This is a genomic window from Janthinobacterium sp. P210005, assembly GCF_036231865.1.
Lineage (GTDB): Bacteria > Pseudomonadota > Gammaproteobacteria > Burkholderiales > Burkholderiaceae_D > Janthinobacterium > Janthinobacterium kumbetense.
Genome location: NZ_JAZARC010000002.1, coordinates 550922 through 573279 on the forward strand (window position 1 = coordinate 550922; position 22358 = coordinate 573279).

The 22358-nt window shown below is 63.8% G+C and carries 23 protein-coding genes; 15 read left to right on the top strand and 8 right to left on the bottom strand.

Going from position 1 to position 22358, the window contains the following annotated elements:
• Positions 1 to 127: 127 nt before the first annotated feature.
• The 3 genes from VPH40_RS12465 to VPH40_RS12475 form a co-directional block, all read right to left on the bottom strand.
• Complete coding sequence (locus tag VPH40_RS12465) at positions 128 to 1306, bottom strand: acetyl-CoA C-acetyltransferase (protein WP_034783723.1); 1179 nt, start codon at positions 1304 to 1306, stop codon at positions 128 to 130.
• 222 nt (positions 1307 to 1528) lie between these two features.
• Positions 1529 to 2014: a phasin family protein gene (locus VPH40_RS12470; RefSeq protein WP_077398509.1), complete on the bottom strand. Its 486-nt coding sequence runs from the start codon at positions 2012 to 2014 to the stop codon at positions 1529 to 1531.
• A 129-nt stretch (positions 2015 to 2143) separates the two neighbouring features.
• Entirely contained in the window at positions 2144 to 3052 is a 909-nt protein-coding gene (locus tag VPH40_RS12475; protein ID WP_099665877.1) for a LysR family transcriptional regulator, read from the bottom strand.
• A gap of 118 nt (positions 3053 to 3170) precedes the next feature.
• On the opposite strand from VPH40_RS12475, the gene metE reads away from it, so the two are divergent.
• From metE to minE, 4 genes are all read left to right on the top strand, one after another.
• The gene (gene metE / locus VPH40_RS12480) at positions 3171 to 5483 is read left to right on the top strand and encodes a 5-methyltetrahydropteroyltriglutamate--homocysteine S-methyltransferase (protein WP_328573579.1); all 2313 of its coding nucleotides are present in this window, start codon (positions 3171 to 3173) and stop codon (positions 5481 to 5483) included.
• A 356-nt stretch (positions 5484 to 5839) separates the two neighbouring features.
• The gene (gene minC / locus VPH40_RS12485; RefSeq protein WP_035828495.1) at positions 5840 to 6589 is read left to right on the top strand and encodes a septum site-determining protein MinC; all 750 of its coding nucleotides are present in this window, start codon (positions 5840 to 5842) and stop codon (positions 6587 to 6589) included.
• A gap of 37 nt (positions 6590 to 6626) precedes the next feature.
• A complete protein-coding gene (gene minD / locus VPH40_RS12490; protein ID WP_034783730.1) occupies positions 6627 to 7442 on the top strand; it encodes a septum site-determining protein MinD in 816 nt (271 codons plus the stop codon).
• 1 nt (position 7443) lies between these two features.
• Positions 7444 to 7695: a cell division topological specificity factor MinE gene (minE, locus tag VPH40_RS12495; protein ID WP_034752886.1), complete on the top strand. Its 252-nt coding sequence runs from the start codon at positions 7444 to 7446 to the stop codon at positions 7693 to 7695.
• 3 nt (positions 7696 to 7698) lie between these two features.
• On the opposite strand, the gene VPH40_RS12500 is transcribed toward minE, so the two are convergent.
• Entirely contained in the window at positions 7699 to 8202 is a 504-nt protein-coding gene (locus VPH40_RS12500) for a YcjF family protein (RefSeq protein ID WP_251349519.1), read from the bottom strand.
• A gap of 169 nt (positions 8203 to 8371) precedes the next feature.
• On the opposite strand from VPH40_RS12500, the gene VPH40_RS12505 reads away from it, so the two are divergent.
• From VPH40_RS12505 to VPH40_RS12535, 7 genes are all read left to right on the top strand, one after another.
• The gene (locus tag VPH40_RS12505) at positions 8372 to 9061 is read left to right on the top strand and encodes a response regulator transcription factor (protein WP_099665880.1); all 690 of its coding nucleotides are present in this window, start codon (positions 8372 to 8374) and stop codon (positions 9059 to 9061) included.
• An 81-nt stretch (positions 9062 to 9142) separates the two neighbouring features.
• Positions 9143 to 10417, top strand: a complete 1275-nt coding sequence (gene hemA, locus VPH40_RS12510; RefSeq protein WP_328573580.1) for a glutamyl-tRNA reductase — start codon at positions 9143 to 9145, stop codon at positions 10415 to 10417.
• 84 nt (positions 10418 to 10501) lie between these two features.
• On the top strand, positions 10502 to 11578 hold the full coding sequence (gene prfA, locus VPH40_RS12515) for a peptide chain release factor 1 (protein ID WP_289899633.1): 1077 nt from the start codon (positions 10502 to 10504) through the stop codon (positions 11576 to 11578).
• Between the two features lie 184 nt (positions 11579 to 11762).
• Positions 11763 to 12233 carry a disulfide bond formation protein B gene (locus tag VPH40_RS12520; protein WP_077408913.1) on the top strand — a complete coding sequence of 157 codons (471 nt, stop codon included), beginning with the start codon at positions 11763 to 11765 and terminating at the stop codon, positions 12231 to 12233.
• A gap of 11 nt (positions 12234 to 12244) precedes the next feature.
• Complete coding sequence (gene prmC, locus VPH40_RS12525) at positions 12245 to 13075, top strand: peptide chain release factor N(5)-glutamine methyltransferase (RefSeq protein ID WP_305053724.1); 831 nt, start codon at positions 12245 to 12247, stop codon at positions 13073 to 13075.
• Positions 13076 to 13290: 215 nt separating this feature from the next.
• A complete protein-coding gene (gshA, locus tag VPH40_RS12530; protein ID WP_289899634.1) occupies positions 13291 to 14892 on the top strand; it encodes a glutamate--cysteine ligase in 1602 nt (533 codons plus the stop codon).
• Positions 14893 to 14917: 25 nt separating this feature from the next.
• Positions 14918 to 15961: a histone deacetylase family protein gene (locus tag VPH40_RS12535; RefSeq protein ID WP_099665884.1), complete on the top strand. Its 1044-nt coding sequence runs from the start codon at positions 14918 to 14920 to the stop codon at positions 15959 to 15961.
• A 6-nt stretch (positions 15962 to 15967) separates the two neighbouring features.
• Here VPH40_RS12535 and VPH40_RS12540 read toward each other — a convergent pair whose 3' ends face one another.
• Positions 15968 to 16750: a LytR/AlgR family response regulator transcription factor gene (locus VPH40_RS12540; protein ID WP_305053722.1), complete on the bottom strand. Its 783-nt coding sequence runs from the start codon at positions 16748 to 16750 to the stop codon at positions 15968 to 15970.
• Positions 16737 to 18002 carry a histidine kinase gene (locus VPH40_RS12545; RefSeq protein WP_099665886.1) on the bottom strand — a complete coding sequence of 422 codons (1266 nt, stop codon included), beginning with the start codon at positions 18000 to 18002 and terminating at the stop codon, positions 16737 to 16739. The genes VPH40_RS12540 and VPH40_RS12545 overlap by 14 nt, the downstream gene beginning before the upstream one ends.
• A gap of 286 nt (positions 18003 to 18288) precedes the next feature.
• Between VPH40_RS12545 and VPH40_RS12550 the strand changes: the two genes are divergently transcribed.
• Positions 18289 to 18714 (top strand): organic hydroperoxide resistance protein, encoded by a 426-nt coding sequence (locus VPH40_RS12550; RefSeq protein WP_034783746.1) that lies wholly within the window; start codon positions 18289 to 18291, stop codon positions 18712 to 18714.
• A gap of 58 nt (positions 18715 to 18772) precedes the next feature.
• Here VPH40_RS12550 and VPH40_RS12555 read toward each other — a convergent pair whose 3' ends face one another.
• Positions 18773 to 19609 (bottom strand): type 1 glutamine amidotransferase domain-containing protein, encoded by an 837-nt coding sequence (locus VPH40_RS12555; protein ID WP_328573581.1) that lies wholly within the window; start codon positions 19607 to 19609, stop codon positions 18773 to 18775.
• Positions 19610 to 19712: 103 nt separating this feature from the next.
• Between VPH40_RS12555 and VPH40_RS12560 the strand changes: the two genes are divergently transcribed.
• From VPH40_RS12560 to VPH40_RS12570, 3 genes are read left to right on the top strand one after another with little or no spacing between them, the layout of a single operon-like run.
• Entirely contained in the window at positions 19713 to 20621 is a 909-nt protein-coding gene (locus tag VPH40_RS12560) for a LysR family transcriptional regulator (protein ID WP_289899637.1), read from the top strand.
• A gap of 40 nt (positions 20622 to 20661) precedes the next feature.
• Positions 20662 to 21138 (top strand): GNAT family N-acetyltransferase, encoded by a 477-nt coding sequence (locus VPH40_RS12565; RefSeq protein ID WP_289899638.1) that lies wholly within the window; start codon positions 20662 to 20664, stop codon positions 21136 to 21138.
• Positions 21135 to 21806, top strand: coding sequence for a diphthine--ammonia ligase (locus VPH40_RS12570; protein ID WP_251349525.1), 672 nt, complete (start codon positions 21135 to 21137; stop codon positions 21804 to 21806). The genes VPH40_RS12565 and VPH40_RS12570 overlap by 4 nt, the downstream gene beginning before the upstream one ends.
• A 66-nt stretch (positions 21807 to 21872) precedes the next feature.
• Here VPH40_RS12570 and VPH40_RS12575 read toward each other — a convergent pair whose 3' ends face one another.
• Positions 21873 to 22352, bottom strand: a complete 480-nt coding sequence (locus tag VPH40_RS12575) for an FKBP-type peptidyl-prolyl cis-trans isomerase (RefSeq protein WP_257218787.1) — start codon at positions 22350 to 22352, stop codon at positions 21873 to 21875.
• Positions 22353 to 22358 lie beyond the last annotated feature (6 nt).

Here is a 22358-nt window from a genome sequence, read left to right on the forward strand (position 1 = left end):
AGTGTCGTTCTGTTGCTAAAAAATTAATAATTTAATGAAAGCAATCCAGCTCCGCCGCGTGACGGCGGCGTACCGCACCCAGTCGTCACGCACAGCGCGCGACGGCCTGGATGCGGCGCTCTAGCGATTAATCCCGCTCGATGGCTAAAGCTACACCCATGCCGCCGCCGATGCACAGTGCTGCCAGGCCTTTCTTGGCGTCGCGGCGGATCATTTCGTGGATCAGGGTGACCAGGATGCGCGCGCCGGACGCGCCGATCGGGTGGCCGATGGCAATCGCGCCGCCGTTCACGTTGATCTTGCTGGTATCCCAGCCCATTTCCTTGTTGACGGCAATCGCTTGCGCGGCAAACGCTTCATTGATTTCCATCAAGTCCAGCTCTTCATGCGTCCAGCCGGCTTTTTTCAGGCACAGACGCGATGCGGAGACGGGGCCCATGCCCATGACGGCCGGGTCCAGGCCCGACGAGGCGTAAGCCTTGATGCGCGCCAGCGGCTTCAAGCCCAGTTCCTTCGCTTGCGAGGCGGACATCATGATGACGGCGGCGGCGCCGTCGTTCAAGCCGGAAGCGTTGCCGGCCGTGACGGTGCCGTCCTTGGCGAACGCGGGGCGCAGGCCGGCCAGCGATTCCAGGGTCGAACCGGGCTTGATGTATTCGTCGCTGTCGAAGACAACGGTACCTTTTTTGTTGGCGATCTCCAGCGGCAGGATTTCATCCTTGAACTTGCCCGCCTTTTGCGCCGCTTCCGCCTTCAGTTGCGACTGCAGCGCGAATTCATCCTGCTCGGCGCGCGTCACTTCGTATTTCTTGGCGACGTTTTCCGCCGTGATGCCCATGTGGTACTGGTTGTACACGTCCCACAGGCCGTCGACGATCATGGTGTCGATCATCTTGAAGTCGCCCATGCGGAAACCGTCGCGCGAGCCGTTCATCGCGTGCGGCGAAGCGCTCATGTTTTCCTGGCCGCCGGCGATGATGATGTTGGCGTCGCCGCACTTGATCGCTTGCGCCGCCAGGTGCGTGGCCTTCAGGCCGCTGCCGCATACCTTGTTGATGGTGAATGCCGGGATGCTGCTCGGCAGGCCGGCCTTGATGACGGCCTGGCGCGCGGCGTTCTGGCCGACAGCAGCCGTCAGCACCTGGCCCAGGATCGCTTCGCCGATCAGGTTCGGGTCGATGCCGGTTTGTGCCAGCAAGCCCTTGATTACATGCGCGCCCAGTTCGGACGCAGGAATCTTGGCCAGACTGCCACCGAATTTGCCGACTGCGGTACGGCCGGCGGCCACGATTACGACATCATCCATTTATTTCTCCGATATGCTGGCCACGAGGGCCAAGGTCAAGGTGCTAATAGAATCCCATTGGAATCCTGTGAATCCGGGAAGACACAGCAAGCTGTGTTTCATTCTAGCGCGGCATGCGCCGCAGTTCCAGCGCCGCACCGCAGGCGGCGGCGATGACAGCCTGCCTGCGGTGGCGGCGGGCGGCCTGGCGCGGCGGATAGCCGCTGCCGGGCCGCAACGCGCTTACGCCTGGCGAGCAGGACGCGTGTTTTTATTTTTATCATACCCTTCATCGGCGCCGCCGAAAGTGGTTTTTAGAAAATTATTGAAGGGAATAATCAGGGGTACGGGCGTTTGCTTTACCACCTGCAACAGCTCGCCAAATTTTTGACGCGATGCAGCAAACTCACCCTTTGTCACAGTGTCGAATTTCTCCTGGGTTTCTTGAGCAACATCCTTTGCCTGGCGGCTATATGCACCGATGCGTTCGATGGCCAGTTGCGACTGCGTGCGCGACAGTTCCAGCAGCGCTTGCGGGTCCTTCGCGGACAGCAGCTGATTGCCCGCCACAGTAGCGGCCGCCAGCGCCGTGCGGGCCGCATCGAGCTGCAATTCCAGCACGCTGGCGCCACTGTCGACAGCGGCCTGCGCATACGCTTGCGCGCTGATCAATTGTGCTTCCACCACGGCCTTGCCGGCCCGTGCCCATTGTTCGGAAAATGAAAACATCGTGTTCCTCCCCCAAAGAGTAGGCAGCGCATGTTGCGCCGCACAGTGCTCAACTGTAAGCGGTGGTTCATTGCTGAACCTTGATATTTATCAAACTTTGCTGTTGGTTTGTTTCCAACCCAACGCTGGTCAGGACAACAACTTGATACCGTCGAGCGAGGCTGCGCACTGCTCGCGTATCACGCTGACGAAATCGCGCACGTACGCCTTGTCCTGCAGATGCTCGGGCACGGACACGTACAAATCGCTCCACAAGCCGTGTTCGCCCACCGGGCGCGCCACGACGTAATCGTAATCGACGTAATTCTTGATGGCCCAGTTCGGCAAGGCGGCAATGCCGCGCCGGCTCGCCACCAGTTGCAGCACGGCCACCGTCAATTCGGCCGTGCGGCGTTCAAACGCGATGCCGGCCGGCCGCAGCACTTCGCGGATCAGGTCGATGCGCTCTTCCGGCACGGGATAGGTAATTAATGTTTCGCCCGTGAAGTCGGCCGCCGCCAGCCGGCGCTGCGCCTGCAGCCGGTGCTTTTGCGCCATCACCACCAGCATTTCAAAGCGGAACAGGGGAAACACGGTGAAATCGGGGCCGTACGGCGAGCCGATCACGAGGTCCGCCTCGCCCGAACGCAGCAAGTCCGCCGGTTCGCTGTGAAAGCCGGAAACCAGGTCGATCTCCACTTCCGGCCAGCGCTGGCGGAAGGCATCCATCACCGGCATGAGCCAGTCGAAACAGGTATGGCATTCGAGCGCCACGCGCAGCTGTCCCTTGTCGCCCTGCGACAGGCGCGCCACGTCGCGCTCGGCCAGCTCGATCTCGGGCAGCAGCTTGTCGGCCAGGGCCAAGAGCCGGCTGCCCGTGGCCGTAAACGCGATCGGCATCGACTTGCGCTCGAACAATGGCGCCTTGTAGCGCTCTTCGAGCAAACGGATCTGGTGCGACAGGGCCGATTGGGTCAGGTTGAGCAGCTGCGCGGCGCGCACCAGGCTGCCGGACGAACGCAGGGCACTCAAGGTGCGCAGGTGACGGATTTCTAGCATCGGAGAAATGGATTCTGTGCGTGAATTATTTTCATGTTATTCGGCAAAATGTTTCGTTTTGATTATAGATCAAGTTGCCGCACACTCTAGCGCATTCACATTAAATCTCGATGACATCATGACCATTCGTACCCACGTCCTTGGCTTTCCCCATATCGGCGCCGCGCGCGAACTGAAACTGGCGCTGGAAAGCCACTGGCGTGGCGAGCTGTCCGAGGCGGACCTGGAAGCGACGGGCCGGCAACTGCGCGCGCGCCACTGGGCCCAGCAGCGCGACGCCGGCCTCGATTACGTCACCGTGGGCGACTTCGCCTTTTACGACCAGGTGGCCAGCCATATCCAGCTGCTGGGCTGCGAACCGGCCCGTTTCCACTTTGCGCCAGAGCAATCGCCGCTGGCGCGCTATTTCACCATGGCGCGCGGCGCAGACACGCACGCCGCCCATGCCGGCTGCGGCCACGCGCACCATGCACACGCCGCAGGCACTGCCGCGCTGGAAATGACCAAGTGGTTTGACACCAATTACCATTACCTGGTGCCCGAACTGTCGCCGCAGACCCGCTTTTCGCTCGCTTGCGAGCGCCTGCTGGCGGAAGTGGCCGAGGCGCAGGCGCTGGGCCACCCGGTCAAGGCGGCCCTGATCGGCCCCCTCACCTTCTTGTGGCTGGGCAAGGAAAAGACGCCAGGCTTCGATCGCCTGGCCCTGCTGGAACAATTGCTGCCCGTCTACGGCGCCCTGCTCGACCGCCTGAAGCGGCAAGGCGTGACGTGGGTGCAGCTCGACGAGCCGATCCTGGGCCTGGACTTGCCCAATGCGTGGCGCAGCGCCTTCGAAAGCACGTATTGGCAGTTGAACCAGGTGGGCGTGAATATCCTGCTGGCCACGTATTTCTCGCCGCTGGAAGAAAACCTCAGCCTGACGTGCCGCCTGCCCGTGGCCGGCCTGCACGTGGACAGCATCCGCGCGCCGCATGAATTGATCAGCGTGACGGACTGGCTGCCCGCGCATAAAGTCTTGTCGATTGGCATCGTCGACGGGCGCAATATCTGGCGTACCGACCTCGACGCGGCCCTGGCCGTGCTGCGGCCGCTGGCAGCCAGGCGCGACGGCCACCTGTGGCTGGCGCCGTCGTGCTCGCTGCTGCACGTGCCGTTCAGCCTGGAAGCGGAAACGGAGCTCGACACCGACATCCGCAACTGGCTGGCGTTTGCCACGGAAAAACTGGCGGAGATCGCCATCCTCAAGGGCGCGCTCGCCGGCCACCCCGATGACGCCGCACTGGCACAGTCCCGCCGGGCTGTCGCCAGCCGCCGTGCCAGTCCCCGCGTGCACCGCCCGCAAGTGGCGCAGCGCCTGCAAGCACTGTCTCCCACCGTGGACCGCCGCGATTCCAGCTTCCCGCAGCGCCAAGCCATGCAGCGCGCGCGCTTGCAACTGCCCGATTTCCCCACGACGACCATCGGTTCCTTCCCGCAGACGCCGGCCATCCGCGCCGCCCGCGCCAGCCACAAGCGGGGCGAACTGGCGAGCGCCGAGTATGAACGGCAGATGCGCGCCGAAATCGCCCACGCCGTGAGCCGCCAGGAAGCGCTGGGCCTGGACGTGCTCGTGCATGGCGAAGCGGAACGCAACGACATGGTCGAATACTTCGGCGAACAATTGGACGGTTTTGTCTTCACGCGCCACGGCTGGGTGCAATCGTACGGTTCGCGCTGCGTCAAGCCGCCCGTCATCTACGGCGACGTGCAGCGCCCGGCCGCCATGACGGTGGCCTGGACGGTGCACGCGCAAAGTCTGACGAACAAGCCGATGAAGGGCATGCTGACGGGTCCGGTGACGATATTGCAATGGTCGTTCGTGCGCGACGACCAGCCGCGCGCCACCACGGCGCTGCAGATCGCCCTGGCCATGCGCGACGAGGTAGCCGACCTGGAAGGGGCCGGCATCGGCATCATCCAGATCGACGAGCCGGCCCTGCGCGAAGGCTTGCCGCTGCGCCGCGGCCAGTGGGACGCCTACCTGGACTGGGCCACGCGCGCCTTCCGCATCGCCGCCTGCGTCGTTGGCGACACGACGCAGATCCACACCCACATGTGCTATGCGCAGTTCAACGACATCCTGCCGCAGATCGCCGCCATGGATGCCGACGTCATCACGATAGAGACGAGCCGCTCGGACATGGCGCTGCTGGCGGGCTTTGGCCAGTTCCAGTATCCGAACGAAATCGGCCCCGGCGTATACGACATCCACTCGCCGCGCATCCCCTCGACCCTCGACATGGTGACATTGCTGCAAAAGGCCAGCGCCGTCATTCCCCCGGCGCATTTATGGGTCAACCCCGATTGCGGCTTGAAGACGCGGGGCTGGGCGGAAACGGAGGCGGCCTTGCAAAACATGGTCGCGGCAGCACGGCAGATGCGCGCGGCGTGATGAAAATATGACAAGGTCATGCAAGGCCTGACAAAACCGTAGCGAGCGGAAGAAAGTTGTGCTTGAGAAGCGCAACTGTATGAAGGTACAGTGAGCATCGCAGACCGCAAATTACGACGCGCAGCAGGTTTTGATAGGCGGACTCAAGCCGCATTCTCGGCTGCTTTCGGGGCGGCGCACCGGTTTTCCGGGGCGCCGTCCGTTTTTTTTGACGTGAAGTAGGTGTTGCCCTGCGGAATAGCACGCGCCAGGCCCCTGATGCCGATTTTTTTGCAGTAGAATGCAAGAAATTTACTGCTCCCATTGTTGCCGTACGGAACATCTGGCCTGCCGCAGTTTCACTTTGATAAATGTTTATGTCCAAAAGCCCGTCGCAGAAGCCTATCGAAATCAAGATTTCCACCGTCGTTGCCGTCTCCGCCATTCTGCATAGCGCCGATACGCAGGCACTCGATGCCGCCTTGCGCGACATGACGGGAGGCGTGGCGGACTTTTTCGAGGACGACCTGGCCGTGCTGGACGTGGCGGCCTTGCCGCCCGGCAGCGTGCCCATCGACTGGGCCGCCCTCGTGGCCTTGCTGAAAAAATACCGTTTGAATGCCGTGGCCGTGCGCAATGCCCCGGCCGACATGCATGACGCCATCCTGGCGCAAGGCTTGAGCCTCGACAGCGGCAAGACGCGCGACGATGCGCCGCCCAAGGATGGTCCCAAGGATACGCCCACTGCCGCCGCCCAGTCGGGCGCCGACGCCCAGGTGATGGTGATCGACACGCCCGTGCGCGCCGGCCAGCGCATCTATGCGCGCGGCTGCGACCTGATCATCACCGCCGTCGTCAACAATGGCGCCGAAATCATCGCCGACGGCAGCATCCACGTATATTCCTCGCTGTACGGCCGCGCGCTGGCCGGCGCCTCGGGCAATGCCCAGGCGCGCATCTTCGCGCTGGCCATGGAACCGGAACTGGTCTCGATCGCCGGCGTGTACCGCACGTTCGAGGATGGTTTCCCCGCAGAAATGGCGCGCGGACCCGCGCAAATTCGTTTGGCTGGAGACAGAATCGATATACACTCTGTCAATCCGGTCACTCCCGTGAACCGCTCTTAAGCTGCACAATTCAAGAGATATCTGAAAAGGATTATTTGTGGCAAGAATTATTGTTGTGACGTCCGGCAAGGGCGGTGTCGGCAAGACGACCTCTAGCGCCAGTTTTTCCACTGGCCTGGCCATGCGCGGCCACAAGACAGCCGTGCTCGACTTCGACGTGGGCCTGCGTAACCTCGACCTGATCATGGGTTGCGAGCGCCGCGTCGTCTACGACCTGATCAATGTGATCAACAAGGAAGCAACCCTGAACCAGGCCTTGATCAAGGACAAGCACTGCGACAACCTGTTCATCCTGCCAGCCTCGCAAACGCGCGATAAGGATGCCTTGTCGGAAGAAGGCGTGGAACGCGTGTTGAACGACCTGATCAACATGGGCTTCGAATTCATCATCTGCGATTCGCCGGCCGGCATCGAGCATGGCGCGCTGATGGCGCTGACGTTTGCCGATGAAGCCATCATCGTCACCAACCCGGAAGTGTCGTCGGTGCGCGATTCGGACCGCATCCTGGGCATCCTGCAAGCCAAGTCGCGCCGCGCGCAGACGGGCGGCGAGCCCGTCAAGGAACATTTGCTGATCACCCGTTACTCGCCGAAACGCGTGGAATCGGATGAAATGCTGTCCTACCAGGACGTGCAGGAAATCCTGCGCATCCCGCTGGTGGGCATCATTCCGGAATCGGAGCAAGTGCTGGCCGCCTCGAACCAGGGCAACCCGGCCATCCATTTCACGGGCACGGACGTGGCGCAAGCCTATGAAGACGTGGTCTCGCGTTTCCTCGGCGAAGATGTCGAGTTGCGCTTTACCAACTATGAAAAGCCTGGATTACTCCAGCGCATTTTTGGGGCGAAGTGATATGGCCTTGCTTTCTTTCCTGTTCCCCCCCAAGCCGAAGACGGCCACCGCGGCCAAGGAACGCCTGCAGATCATCATCGCCCGCGAACGCAGCGGACGCGATGGTCCGGACTTCCTGCCCGCCCTGCACAAGGAATTGATCGCCGTCATTTCCAAGTACACCAAGGTCAATGCCGACGACATCAAGATTTCGCTGGACCGCCAGGGCAACCTGGAAGTACTCGACGTCAACGTGGTGCTGCCGGACGCGTAAGGCCTAATCCGGCCTGACCGTAAGCAATTCCTGCGCCACCGCGGCGCAGGCGTTCACGTGCTGGTTGCCGATCTGGCGGAACACGGCGTAGCCGATGGCTGCCGCCACCGCTTGGCCGGCAAACGGCACGAAGCGCGCCACCTGCTTGGTGGCAATCTTGACGCCACTGCGCTTGAGCAGCTGGAGGATCAGTTCGCGCGACACCAACTTTCCCACCAGCATGCCGCCCATGCCCACCGCCGCGCGGTAGGCCATCATCTTGAACTGCGGGTTGAGGCGCTCGATCTGCTCGGGCGTGAGGCCGAATTCGTGGTTGATATCGTTGATCAGCATGGAAAACAGACCCACGTCGGACATCAGGTCGATGCCGGGAATGGGGATGGCAGAGGCGCCCGCCGACATCATGGCACGCCGCTGCACCAGGCGCCGGCAACGCTCGCGCACTTGCTCGATGTCCGCGCGGCTGGCCGGTATCAGGGTCCAATCGGTGGTGCTCTTGTCTGCCATGGCCGTTTCTCCGCGAGTGATGGGTAGATGAACAAGTGTAACGTAAAGGCCTGCGCTGCCGATTTCACTGGACACAGTTGCAATCTCTGTTATATTTCACTTGAGCATTCCTTAACATTACGATAAGCAGAGCGGACCGTCTGTTTGTTGCTACACACTCCAGCCCATTATGCGAATTGCCGTACTCGATAGCGACCATAGCCAGGCAGAACTGATCTGCCAGGTGCTCACCGCCGCCGGCCACGCTTGCCACGAGTTTCAGAGTGCCAAGGACATGCTGGGGCAACTGCGCAAGGACAGTTGCGACATGCTCATCCTCGACTGGCATGTGAGCGATCTGGACGGTGCCGAAGTCTTGCGCCGTGCCCGGGAAAAACTGGCGCCCAAGGCGCCCGTGTTGTTTATGACCAACAGTTCCGGCGAAGACGATGTGGTGGCGGGCATGACGGCGGGCGCCGACGACTACATGATCAAGCCCTTGCGGCGCAGCGAACTGACCTTGCGCACCCAGGCGCTGCTGCGCGTGGCGTACCCGGCCCAGAATGGCGCCGAAACCTTGCAATTCGGTCATTACACGTTTGAAACCCGTCCCGGCCGCCTGCTGCGCGATGGCGAAGTGCTCGACGTGACGCACAAGGAATTCGCCCTGGCGCTGCTGTTTTTCCGCAACCTGGGCCGTCCATTGTCGCGCGCCTACATCCACGAAGCCGTGTGGCAGCGCGACACGGCCCTGCCCTCGCGCACCATGGATACCCACGTCTCGCGCGTGCGCAACAAGCTGCAGCTGAAACCGGAACACGGCTACAGGCTGGTACCCGTCTACAGTTACGGTTATCGCCTGGAAAAACTGGGCGGCTGAACGGCGGCAAACGGCTGACCTGCTCAAAGCACGGGCACAAAGCGTTATAATGTCGGCATAAGCCATCCCAACAGCCCTGAAATGCAACTGCTCGCCGTAGGCCTCAACCATACCACCGCCCCAGTGTCGCTCCGCGAACAGCTGGCGTTTGCGCCTGAGCACCTGGGCCAGGCGGTGATGGCGGCGCGCACCTGGTTCCAGCGCATCGACTTGCGCGACAACGACGAAGCGGCCATCCTGTCGACCTGCAACCGCACCGAGCTGTATGCGGCCAGCCACGTGCCCAATCCGCTCGACGCGGGCGCGCATTTCCTGGCCGATTATCACAAGCTCAACTACAGCGAGCTGCGCCCCCACTTATATATGTTGCCGCAGCACGATGCCGTGCGCCACACCTTCCGCGTCGCCTCCGGGCTCGATTCGATGGTGCTGGGCGAAACGCAGATCCTGGGGCAGATCAAGGACGCCATCCGCACGGCCGACGAGGCGGGCGGCCTGGGCACATATCTGCACCAGTTGTTCCAGCGCAGCTTTTCCGTCGCCAAGGAAGTGCGCAGCAGCACGGAAATCGGCGCCCACAGCGTGTCGATGGCGGCCGCCGCCGTGCGCCTGTCGCAGCGCATCTTCGACAAGATTGCCGAGCAGAACGTGCTGTTCATCGGCGCCGGCGAAATGATCGAATTGTGCGCCACGCACTTCGCGGCGCAAAACCCGAAAAGCATCACCATTGCCAACCGCACCATGGAGCGGGGCGAAGAACTGGCGCACCGCTTCAACGGCAAGGCCATCCGCCTGGCCGACTTGCCGGAGCAATTGCACCAGTTCGACATCGTCATCTCGTGCACGGCGTCGTCGTTGCCGCTGCTGGGCCTGGGCCTGGTCGAGCGCGCCATCAAGGCGCGCCGCCACAAGCCCATGTTCATGGTCGACCTGGCCGTGCCGCGCGACATCGAAGCGGAAGTGGGCCGTTTGAACGACGTCTTCCTGTACACGGTCGACGACCTGGGCAAGGTCGTGCAGACGGGCCTGGAAAGCCGGCAAGCGGCCGTGGCGCAAGCCGAAGCCATCATCGAGACGCGCGTGCAATCGTTCATGAGCTGGGTCGACGACCGCGCCATGGTGCCCGTCATCCAGCATTTGCATGAAAACAGCGAATCCTTGCGCCTGATAGAAGTGGAACGGGCGCGCAAGATGCTGGCCAAGGGCGCCGACATCGACGCCGTCCTGGAAGCGCTGTCGAAAGGCTTGACGGCCAAGTTCCTGCACGGCCCGCAGCAAGCGCTGCACCACGCGCAAGGCGACGAGCGCAAGCAGCTGGTCACCCTGCTGCCGAAACTGTTCCGCCCCCGCCGTTAGCGCAGCCCCGCTGGCCGCCCGCGCGGCCACCCCTGCCCGCCTGCCGGGCCCGTATCATCCCTACACCTTTTACCGCGAATCGCTATGAAACCATCCATGCTGGCCAAACTCGATCAACTGGCGAACCGCCTGGTCGAACTCGACGAACTGCTGATGCACCCGGACGCCACGTCGAACATGGACAGCTACCGCAAGATGACGCGCGAGCACGCCGAACTGGGTCCGCTGGTCGCCCTGTACCATTCCTACCAGGAAGCGGGCAACGATATTACGACAGCGCAAGAGATGTTGTCCGATCCGGACATGAAGGAATTCGCCCAGGAAGAAATCGAGGCGGCCAAGACCACCATGGCGCGACTGGAGCGCGAATTGCAAACCATGCTGCTGCCGAAGGACGTCAACGACGAGCGCAATATCTTCCTGGAAATTCGCGCCGGCACGGGCGGCGATGAATCGGCCCTGTTCGCCGGCGATTTATTGCGCATGTACACGCGCTTTGCCGAGCGCAACCGCTGGCAGGTGGAACTCGTGTCCTCGTCCGACTCCGACCTGGGCGGCTACCGCGAAGTGATCGTGCGTATCGTCGGCAATGGCGCGTATTCGAAACTGAAATTCGAGTCGGGCGGCCACCGCGTGCAGCGCGTGCCGGCCACGGAAACGCAGGGCCGCATCCACACGTCGGCCTGCACGGTGGCCGTGATGCCGGAAGCGGATGAAGTGGAAGACGTCAACATCAACCCGGCCGACCTGCGCATCGACACCTACCGCGCCTCGGGCGCGGGCGGACAGCACATCAATAAAACGGATTCCGCCGTGCGCATCACCCACTTGCCGACCGGCATCGTGGTGGAATGCCAGGATGACCGCAGCCAGCACAAGAACAAGGCGCAGGCGATGAAAGTGCTGGCCGCGCGCATCAAGGACGTGCAGCTGCGCGAACAGCAGTCGAAGGAAGCGGCCACCCGCAAGAGCCTGATCGGCTCGGGCGACCGCAGCGAGCGCATCCGCACCTATAATTTCCCGCAAGGCCGCCTGACGGACCACCGCATCAATTTGACCTTGTACAAGCTGGACTTCATCATGGATGGGGATTTGACGGACTTGACGAATGCCTTGGCGGCGGAACACCAGGCGGAACTTTTAGCAGCGCTGGGCGATTAAAAGCGTCCATGGCGGCGTTGCATCGCCTGGCCGTACATTCGTACTGCCTGCGGCGCTGCGCCTTGCCCTGAACACTTTTTAACGCGCTCAGCCAAATCAAGGGTTTAAGTAGCGGCTAAGCAATAAAAATCCGGCCTTGTGCGAAAATGACCAGCTCGATTCCATCCACCTCACCGTGTCGCCCATGAAAAATTCACGCACCGTCCTCCTGTTGACCGCCGCCCTGTGTTTCCTGATGCTGGGCGTGGCCATGTATTTGCAGCATGCCATGAACATGGCGCCGTGCCCGCTGTGCGTGATCCAGCGCTACCTGTTCCTCGCCATCGGCATCGCCTGCCTGGCCGGCGCGGCGGCCAACCGGCCGAAGATCGGCGCGGGCGTCGGCGTGCTGGCGGCCTTGGGCGGCCTGGGCGTCGGCGCCAAGCACCTGTACGTGCTGGCCAACCCCGGCTTTTCGTGCGGCATCGACCCGGTGGAAACGGCGCTGAACAAGGTCTTCACGGCCGAACTCATGCCCTTCATGTTTGAATCGTATGGCGCCTGCGAAAACGCGGGCGAGCCATTCTTCGGCCTGTCGATCCCGCAATGGGCGTTCATCTGGTTCGCCATCTTCGCCCTCACCTTGCTGTGGACCTTGCTGCGCCGTCAGAAATAATTGAAAGCACTATGCCAGAAACACTGATCCCCGCCGGCAGCACTGTCGGCGCCCTGCAAATCCGTCCCCTGCTCGATCCGCTCGACAACCGCATCCTGCTGGGCCACGCGCTGGGCCTGTCGCGCGTGAGCCTGATCACGCAATCGGAGCGAGTCCTCACTTCCGACGAAGCGGCCCGTTTGTCAGCCTTGCTGGCACGCCGCCTGCAGGGCGAGCCGATCGCCTACATCGTCGGCCAGCGCGAGTTTTTCGGCCTGCCGTTCGAAGTGAACGACGCCGTGCTGATCCCCCGCCCCGACACGGAAGTGCTGGTGGAACTGGCGCTCGAACGCCTGCCGCCCGGCGGACGGGTGCTCGACATGGGCACGGGCAGCGGCGCCATCGCCGTCGCTCTGGCACATACGCGGCCCGACGCCGTCGTCACGGCACTCGATGTGAGCAGCACGGCGCTGGCCGTGGCGCGCCGCAACGCCAGCGCCAACGGCGTCAACATCACCTTCATGGCCAGCGACTGGTTCGAAGCACTGGGCACGGAAAAGTTCGACCTGATCGTCTCGAATCCCCCCTACATCGCCAGCGGCGACCGCCACCTGGCCGAAGGCGATCTGCGCTTCGAGCCGGCCGGCGCGCTGACCGACCACGCGGATGGCCTGTCGGCCCTGCGCACCATCGTCTCCGGCGCCGCGCGCCACCTGGCGTCAGGCGCCTGGCTGCTGATGGAACACGGCTACGATCAGGCGGCATCTGTGCGCGGCTTGCTGGCCGACGCCGGCTACAGCAAAGTGCAAAGCTGGCGCGACCTGGCCGGCATCGAACGGGTCAGCGGCGCCCGCCACGGCTGACCGCCATTCGCTGCGCAAAGCTTGATCCGGCAGCGCGCCAGATCCCCCGCAGTTTGTTAAAATATCAAGCGAATTCCTGACCGAAGCGCCGTCCCTGTTCCCCGGGGCGGACGCTGGCGACGCGGCGTTTTTTGGGCCGGCGCCGACGCATTTGCCAAAATTCGGTTAATCTCAGCACAAATTATTTATATGCTGCACAAGAAAGGAAGCTCAAATTGCCCAACCTGTTGACTCGCCGCCTGGCATTGCTGACCGAAGATGCCAACCGCGCGCTGCTGGGCGGCTTGCGCGGCATCGAGCGTGAAACCCTGCGCGTCGACCATGCCGGCCATCTGGCTTCCACGCCCCACCCCGCCGCCCTGGGCTCGGCGCTGACGCACCCTGAAATCACCACCGATTACGCCGAAGCGCTGCTCGAATTCATCACGCCGGCGGAACAGGACATCGCCACGACATTAAGCAAACTGGACACCGTGCACCGCCACGCCTACAGCCGCCTCGGCGACGAGTTGCTGTGGAGCCAGTCGATGCCGTGCCAGCTGCCGCCCGAAGCGGACATCGAAATCGCCAACTACGGCAGCTCGAACATGGGCATGCTCAAGCACGTCTACCGGCGCGGTCTGGCATTGCGCTATGGCAAAGCCATGCAATGCATCGCCGGCATCCATTACAACTACTCGCTCGACGAGCAGCTGTGGCAGGCGCTGGCCGGCAATCCGGACACCAGCGCCAGCCCCACCCACGCGGCGGCCACGCCGAAAGACGTGCAGTCGGAAAGCTACCTGGCGACGATCCGCAATTTCCGCCGCTACAGCTGGCTCCTGATGTATCTGTTCGGCGCTTCGCCTGCCCTGTCGGCCGGTTTCCTGCGCGGCCGCGCGCACAAGCTCGACACCCTATCCGACGACACCCTGTTCCTGCCGTACGCCACCAGCCTGCGCATGAGCGACCTCGGCTACCAGAACGATGCCCAGTCCGGCCTGCGCCCGCACGAAAACAGCCTGGACGACTACGTCAACGCCCTCACGCACGCCGTCAACGACCCATATCCGCCGTACGCGGCGCTGGGCACAAAGAAGGATGGCGAGTGGATTCAGCTCTCCACCAACGTGCTGCAGATCGAAAATGAATACTATTCGACCATCCGTCCGAAACGCGTGATCCGCACGGGCGAGCGCCCGATCCAGGCCCTGTGCCTGCGCGGCGTGCAATACATCGAAGTGCGCTGCATGGATGTCGACCCGTTCGAACCGGTCGGCATCAGCCTGGAAACGGGCCGCTTCCTCGACGCCTTCCTGCTGTTCTGCGCGCTCGACGACAGTGGTCCCATCTCGGCCGAGCAAAGCGCCTGCTACACGAACAATTTCGCCCGCACCGTCAAGGAAGGCCGCAAGCCGGGCCTGACCCTGCGCCGCGACGGCGAAGAGATCACCCTGCAGGCCTGGGGCGAAGAGTTGCTGGCGCGCATCGCGCCCGTGGCGGCCTTGCTCGACGCGCGCCTCGGCGGCACGCAGCATGCGGACAGCCTGGCCGCGCAAGCCCGCAAACTGGCCGACCCGGATGCGACGCCATCGGCGAAGGTATTGGCCGAACTGCGCGCCAACGGCGGCTCGTTTGCGGCCTTCGGCCTGCGCCAGAGCGAACGCCACGCCGCCTATTTCCGCGCGCAGCCGGCAACGCAGGAACAAAGCGCGTATTTTGACGAGATGGCCGCCAGCTCGCTGGCCGAGCAGCGCGCCATGGAAGCGGCACCGGCCGGCAGCTTCGACGATTTCGTCGCCGCCTACCGCGCCAGCACCCTGTGCTCGCACACCTGAGTCTGACCTTGCGCAAAGCGCCCCCATGCTGACCTTCTACAATGAATTGCACAGCCAGCACCGGGGCCGCTTCGAAATGTTTCGCGGCACCCTGGTGCCCTGCTTCGAGACGCCCGAGCGGGCCGACATGGTGGTGGCCGAACTGGGACGGCGCAACCTGGGCCGCATCGTCACGCCGCACGGCGTGCCGCTGACGTCGCTGGAGCGCATCCACACGCCCCGCTACCTGCATTTTTTGCGCCACGCCTGGCACGACTGGCTGGCGCTCGATCCCGACAACGCGGGCAAGGACGCCTTGCCATCCGTGTGGCCCGTGCGCACCTTGCGCAGCGATATCGAACCGGATGACTTCACGGCCAAGCTGGGGCTGTACTCGATGGACAATGGCACGCCGCTGACGGCCGGCACGTGGACGGCGGCCAAGACGGGCGCCGACTGCGCCGTCAATGCGGCCCATGCGCTGCGCCTGGGCGAGCGGGCCACGTTCGCCCTGACGCGCCCGCCGGGCCACCATGCGGGCAGCGATTTCTTCGGCGGCTACTGTTTTCTGAACAACGCGGCGCTGGCCGCGCAGCATCTGCTCGACGACGGCGCGCGCAAGGTCGCCATCCTCGATATCGATTACCACCACGGCAACGGCACGCAAAGCATCTTTTACCAGCGCGACGACGTGCTGTTCGCCTCCCTGCACGCCGACCCGCGCAGCGAATATCCGTTTTATCTGGGCCACGCCGATGAAACGGGCAGCGGCGCGGGGCTGGGCTACAACGTCAACTTGCCGCTGCCCCCCGGCACGTCCACGGCCAGCTGGTTCGCCGCGCTGGAAACGGCTTGCCTGCGCATCAATATGTATGCACCCGACGCGCTGGTGGTCTCGCTCGGCGTGGACACCTTTGCCGGCGACCCGCTGTCGCACTTCGCCCTGCAAAGCGGCGACTACCTGCGCGTGGGCGAACGCCTCGCGCATCTGAACCTGCCCACCGCCTTCATCCTCGAAGGGGGCTATGCCGTGAAGGAAATCGGCATCAATGTCGTCAACGTGCTCGAAGGCTTTGAAACGGCCGATTAAGCCAGCCTACATATTGCGGAACAGCGCCATGAACGGCTGGCTCACGGCCAGGGTTTCCGGCCGCGTTTTCAGGCGCAAAGCGCCACGCCCCACCTCGTCGCGCGTGACCGAGGCCACCATCTTCATGTTGACGATGGTGGAGCGGTGGATCTGCTTGAAGATGGCCGGGTCGAGCACGTCGAGCAGTTCGCGGATCGGCTTGCGCAGCAGCGCCTCGCCTTCCGCCGTCATGACGGCCGTGTACTTGGTGTCGGACTGAAAATAGGCGATGTCTTCCACCATGATCAGCCGCGTATCCTTGCCGCTGCTGGCCGTCAGCCACACCAGCGGCGGCGACTTGGCCGCCGCCGGCAAGGCGCTGCTCAATTGCTGCAGCAAGCCGGCCAGCGCGCCGTCGCCCGCCTGGCTCTTGCCGGCCCGTGCCTGCACGCGCTGCACGGTCGCCTGCAGGCGCTCGCGGGCTATCGGTTTCAATAGATAATCGACGGCGCCGTTATCGAAGGCATCGATCGCGTACTGGTCGTAGGCGGTGACGAACACCACCTGCGTGGCGGGACTCGCTTCCAGCGCGCCGGCCGCCACTTCCAGCCCCGTCAAGCCCGGCATGCGGATGTCGAGGAAGGCGATATCGGGGCGCAGGGTGGCGATGGCCTCGAGCGCCGCGCCGCCGTCGTCGCAGGCGGCGACGATGCGCAAACTGGGCCACTCTTCGGCCAGCAGGGCCACCAGCGCGTCGCGCAGCAGGGCTTCGTCTTCGGCAATGACGCAAGTCATCTCAGGCTGATGCATAGGAAACTCCTTGCGCCGTGCTGTCGGGCACCGTGATGGTGGCCGTCACGCCATCGGGGAAATTGGCGACAATGGCAAACGCGGCGGCATTGCCGTAGGTCAGACGCAGGCGCTCGCGCACATTGCGTAAACCGATGCCCGTGCCGGCGCCGTCATCGCTGAGCCCCTTGCCGTCATCGGCCACCGTGACGATCACCGTGCCGTTGCCGCTGCGCGCCATGATCCAGATGGTGCCGCCGCCGCTTTTCGGCTCCAGGCCATGCTTGATGGCGTTTTCCACCAGGGTTTGCAGCATCATCGGCGGCAGTTCCGCCTGACGCAGGTATTGCGGCACCTCAATCTGCAGGTTCAGGCGTGCGCCCATGCGGATTTTCAGGATATCGAGGTAGGCGCGCGCCCGTTCCAGCTCCGTACCCAGGGTCGACATGGCTTGCTCCGTGCGCGGCAGCGAGTGGCGCAAGTACAGGATCAGGTTGCCGAGCATTTCGTCGGCGCGCACGGGGTCGCTGCGCGTGAGCAGCTGCGCGCTGGCCAGGGTGTTGTACAGGAAGTGCGGCTCGACCTGCGCATGCAGCAGGCTCAGCTTGGCCACCGTGAGTTCCTTTTCCGTCACCGTCTGGCGCGCCTCGGCCTGCTCGCCACGGCGGCGCTGCGCCACCCGGCGCGTCATCGCCCGCGTCACCGCCTCCGCGTTTTCCAGGTTGCTGCCATGGTCGACGAGGAACCAGTCGGTCCAGGCGTTGCGCGCCGGTTCGCAGATCAGGGTGACGCTGCCCGCTTCGCCATTCGGCGTGACGGTGGCGAGAATCTGGTTCGGCCGCGGCTCCAGGAAGCCCAGCAGGCGCATGCGGGGCAAGCCCGTGTGCGTGTAGGGCGCGGCGCGGCGCACGCGGGCCTGCACCTGCAGGCTGTCACGCGCGCTTTCGACCACTTCGCTGCCCGGCAGTTCGCGGATGGCCGCGTCGATCATGTCGAACGCCTCGCCCGCCTCGAACGGAATCTCGATCTGGCGCCGCTGGCGGCTCGACAGGGTGCCGGCATTGACGGCGCCGGCGATCAGGCGCACGCGCCGCACGTGCGAAAACGCATTCGTGACGACGGCGCTCGCCAGCAGCGCGCCGACGATGACAAAAAAGCCTTCCGTCTGCCCGAAGACATGGCGCAGGAAATTCTCGACCAGAATCGCCGTGGCGATGATGTAGGCGACCATCGTGGCCACGGTGATGCGCAGGATAAAGAAGAGGCTAGTCATGATTTTTCCTTGGGGAGTGAAGTGGGGCCAAGCATAACTATCGGCGCCAGCGGCGGTGGCCATTATGCGATGGAAGGGCAATACTGGCGACAAAGGCAAGAAAATAAAGCTTCAATCCGCGCCACGCGCAAATAAAATCGCTTGCAATTAAATAGCGTGCGATATATATTGTGTACATGGACGCCGCACACCGCTTCTTCAGACGGGCATCCTGGGGCACCCGCCCACGAAACAAGTAGCACACTATTTAGTAGTCAACTATTTAATCAACTCAAGGAAAACCATCATGTCGATCAAACAAGTCCTGTACCGCGCCCAAGCTACCGCCACCGGAGGCCGCGAAGGCCGCGCCGTGTCGTCCGACAATGTGCTGGACGTCAAGCTGACCACGCCAAAAGAACTGGGCGGCAATGGCGCCGTCGGCACCAATCCGGAACAACTGTTCGCCGCCGGCTACTCGGCCTGCTTCATCGGCGCCATGAAATTCGTCGGCGGCCGCGACAAGATCGCCCTGCCGGCGGACCTGTCGATCGAAGGCAACGTCGGCATCGGCGCCATTGAGACGGGCTTCGGCATCGAAGTGGAACTGAAAATCTCGCTGCCAGGCATGGAACGCGCCGCCGCCGAAGCGCTGGTCGCCGCCGCCCACATCGTGTGCCCGTACTCGAACGCCACGCGCGGCAACATCGACGTCACCCTGACGATCGTGTAATCCCCACCGCCTTGGGGCGCATCCCCGGCCGCGCCCCCAGGCGCCGCCGGGGATTTTTTCAGCGCAGCGCCTGCAGCAGCTTGTCCGCCAGGGCCGGCGCCGAGGCGGGATTCTGTCCCGTGATCAGTTCGCGGTCGACCACCACGTTGCTGCTCCACGGCGCCTGGTTCTGCACATACTGCGCGCCGGCCGCCTGCAAGCCCGACTGCGGATAGAACTTCATCGTGCCGCCGCCGAGCGCGCCCTGCGCCGCCGCCTCTTCCTGGTTGCTGATTACCGTCATGCGGTAGCCGCTGTAGATCCAGCCGGCCGGCGCGGGCGGCGTCTGGCCCGCTTCCAGCGCGGCCGTAAATTGGGCCGCCTGCGGCAGGGCCGACAACAGGGCGATGGGCCCGTGGCACAGCAGCGCCGTCGGCTTGCCGTCCGCGTGGAACTGGCGCAGCAAGGCGCCCAGGCCGGCATCCTTCAACAAGTCCTGCATGGGCGCGTGGCCGCCCGGCACCAGCACGGCCGCATAGTGGCCATAGCCGATCTGCGCCACCCGTTTCAGGCTGATCACGGGCGAGCGGCCCGGCACCGTCAGCGCCAGCTGGTCCAGCAGCGCCTTGTGCGCCGCGTGCGCGGCCGCGTCGCCGCCAAAGTAGGCGGCCGTATCCGAACTGGCGTCCAGCGTGGGTGCCTGGCCCTGCGGCGTGGCGAACGTCACCGTGTGGCCCGCGTCGAGCAGCTTTTTGACGGGCTGCATCAATTCATTCAGATAAAAGCCCGTCGCGAAGACCTTGCCATCGCGCAATTCGAGGTGGTTCGCGTCGGACAGCACGACGAGAACGTCGGCCGCCTGGGCGGTGGAAAAGGCGGCGAGCAGCACACTGCTTAAGATTAATTTTTTCATCATGAGGATTCCAGTAGAGAAGCCGCCAGCATATTCCGAATCAAAATGGAGAAAAATGATGAATAATGCAGCTGACTAATGCTGAATACGACCGAATGGGAACGCCATGGATAAATTACAGGCGATGCAGCTGTTCCGCCGCGTGGCCGAGCTGGGCAGCTTTCGCCGCGCGGCCGATGAACTGGACCTGTCGGCCTCGTATGTGAGCCGGCGCATCGGCCAGCTGGAGCAGGAACTGGGCGGACGCCTGATGACGCGTACCACGCGCCAGCTGGCCCTGACGGAAACGGGCGCCGCCTACCTCGAGCACTGCCGCAAGCTGCTCGACGAACTGGCGCAAGCCGAGGACATGGTGGCCCACTCGACGGCCCACGTGACGGGCCGCCTGCGCATCAACGCGCCATTATCGCTGGGCGTGGGCGAGCTGGCCGAGGGCCTGGCCGATTTCATGGCCGAGTGGCCGGCCTTGCGCCTGGACGTCGACCTGAAGGATGAATACGTGGACCTGGCGGCGGCCAACTACGACCTGGGTTTCCGCGTCACCACGGCGCTCACCGATTCGAGCTATGTGGCGCGCCACATCCACGACTACCGCCTGCACATCTGCTGCGCGCCCGCCTACCTGGAACGCCACGGTCCCCTGCTGGCCCCCACGGACCTGACGCGCCAGCGCTGCTTCATCTACAGCCACGCCCTGTTCGGCAGCCGCTGGCCGCTGCGCCATGCGGGGCCGCACAGCGACATCGAAGTGCCGAACTGGGTGCGCACGAATAACACCCTGTTCATGCGCAGCCTGATCCTGCGGAGCCTGGGCATCGGCATCCTGCCCACCTTTGTCTGCCGCGAAGAACTGGCCAGCGGCGCGCTGGTCGAGCTGTTTCCCGAGGTGGAGCGTCCCAGCCTGGCGCTGTTTGCCATCTACCCATCGCGCCAGCTGGTGGCGCCCCGCGTGACGCGCTGCATCGAGCACCTGAAGCAGTGGTATGCGCAGCGCTATCCCGCGCCGGCGGCGTGAAGCCGGTAAAATCATGGCCACTCTCAATCAAGGATGACCCATGATCAGCTGGCAATGGAACACGTTCGACGAACTCGGCCCCCACGATTTGTACCAGGTGCTGGCCTTGCGCCAGCGCGTGTTCGTCATCGAACAGCAGTGCATTTACCCGGACCTCGATGGCCATGACCAGCAAGCCATGCATTTGCTGGGTTGGCAAACGGTCGACGGCGAACGCCGGCTGGCCGCCTATCTGCGCGTGCTGGCGCCGGGCGCCAAGTATGTGGAAATGTCGCTGGGCCGCGTGCTGACGGCGCCCGAGGCGCGCACCACGGGCGCGGGCAAGCAGCTATTGCTTGAGGGCATCGCGCGCGCCGAACGCCGGCACCCGGGCCACGCCATCCGCATCGGCGCGCAGCACTACCTGGAGCGCTTCTACCAGTCCTTCGGCTTTGTCACCGTCAGCGCGCCCTACGACGAAGACGGCATCGAGCACGTCGACATGCTGCGCGCCGTGCAGCCAGGCGCGGCGGCATGACGACGGCCCTGATTTCCTGGAGCGGCGGCAAGGATTCCTGCCTGGCCCTGTGGCGCGCGCGCAACGCCGGCACGAGCGTGCCGCTGCTGATCACGGCCATGGATGAAGACGGCCGCAAGTCGCGCTCGCACGGCGTGCCGCCGGAATTGCTCGCAGCGCAGGCAGCCAGCCTGGGCGCGCGCCTGCAGCGCTATCACGCCAGCTGGGCCAGCTACGAGGAGCAATTCGTCGCCATGCTGCGCGCGGCGAAAGACGCAGGCATAGAACACGCCATCTTCGGCGACATCGACTTGCAGCCCCACCGCGACTGGGAAGAAAAAGTCTGCGCCACAGCCGGCCTGACGGCCCATTTGCCCCTGTGGGGCGAGGATCGGCGCGCGCTGGTCGATGAGTTCCTTGCCGCCGGCTTCAAGGCCATCGTCGTGTGCATCAATGGCCAGCACCTGCCGCGCGAATTTTGCGGGCGCGAGTTCGACGCCGCATTCCTGGCCGACCTGCCGCCCGGCGTCGACGCCTGCGGCGAAAACGGCGAATTCCACACCTTCGTCTACGACGGCCCCGCCTTCAGCGCACCGGTGGCGCTGCGCCGCACGCAAGTGCTGCAATATGACGCACCGGCCAATCTGGGCGGCGCCACGTATTACTTCCAGGAACTGGCGCCCGCCTGAATCCGCCGCAAAAACAACAAGGGCGACTCCATGGAGTCGCCCTTTGTCCGTGCACCTTGCGCGTGCTTACTTTTTTTCCACTTTTTGCAGCGTGATGTCGAACACCAGGCCGGCGTAAGGCGGGATCACCACCGCATTCGTGACCCTGTCGCGGGTGCCGCTCACGCCATAGCCGAGGTCATACGGAATGAGCAGGCGGCGCGTGCCGCCTACCTGCATGCCGACCAGGCCGCGATCCCAGCCCAGGATCATTTTGCCGATGCCGAGGACAAACGTAAAAGGCTGGAGAGGGGGCGACGTTTCGAATTGCACGCCTTTGCCGTCCGGCTTGCTCGCGTCATACAGCCAGCCCGTATAGGCCACCGTCAGGGTATCGCCCGCCGCGGCCGCCGTGCCGGTGCCTTTCACCAGGTCGGGAAAGAGGAGTTCCTTCACTTGCGTATTCGGGTCAAGCACGACCGGCTTCTCGGTATTGGCAGCAGCGCCGCAAGCGGTCAGGGCCACGGCGCAAGCGAGGGTGGCGATCATTTGAAATACCGATTTCATGGTTTC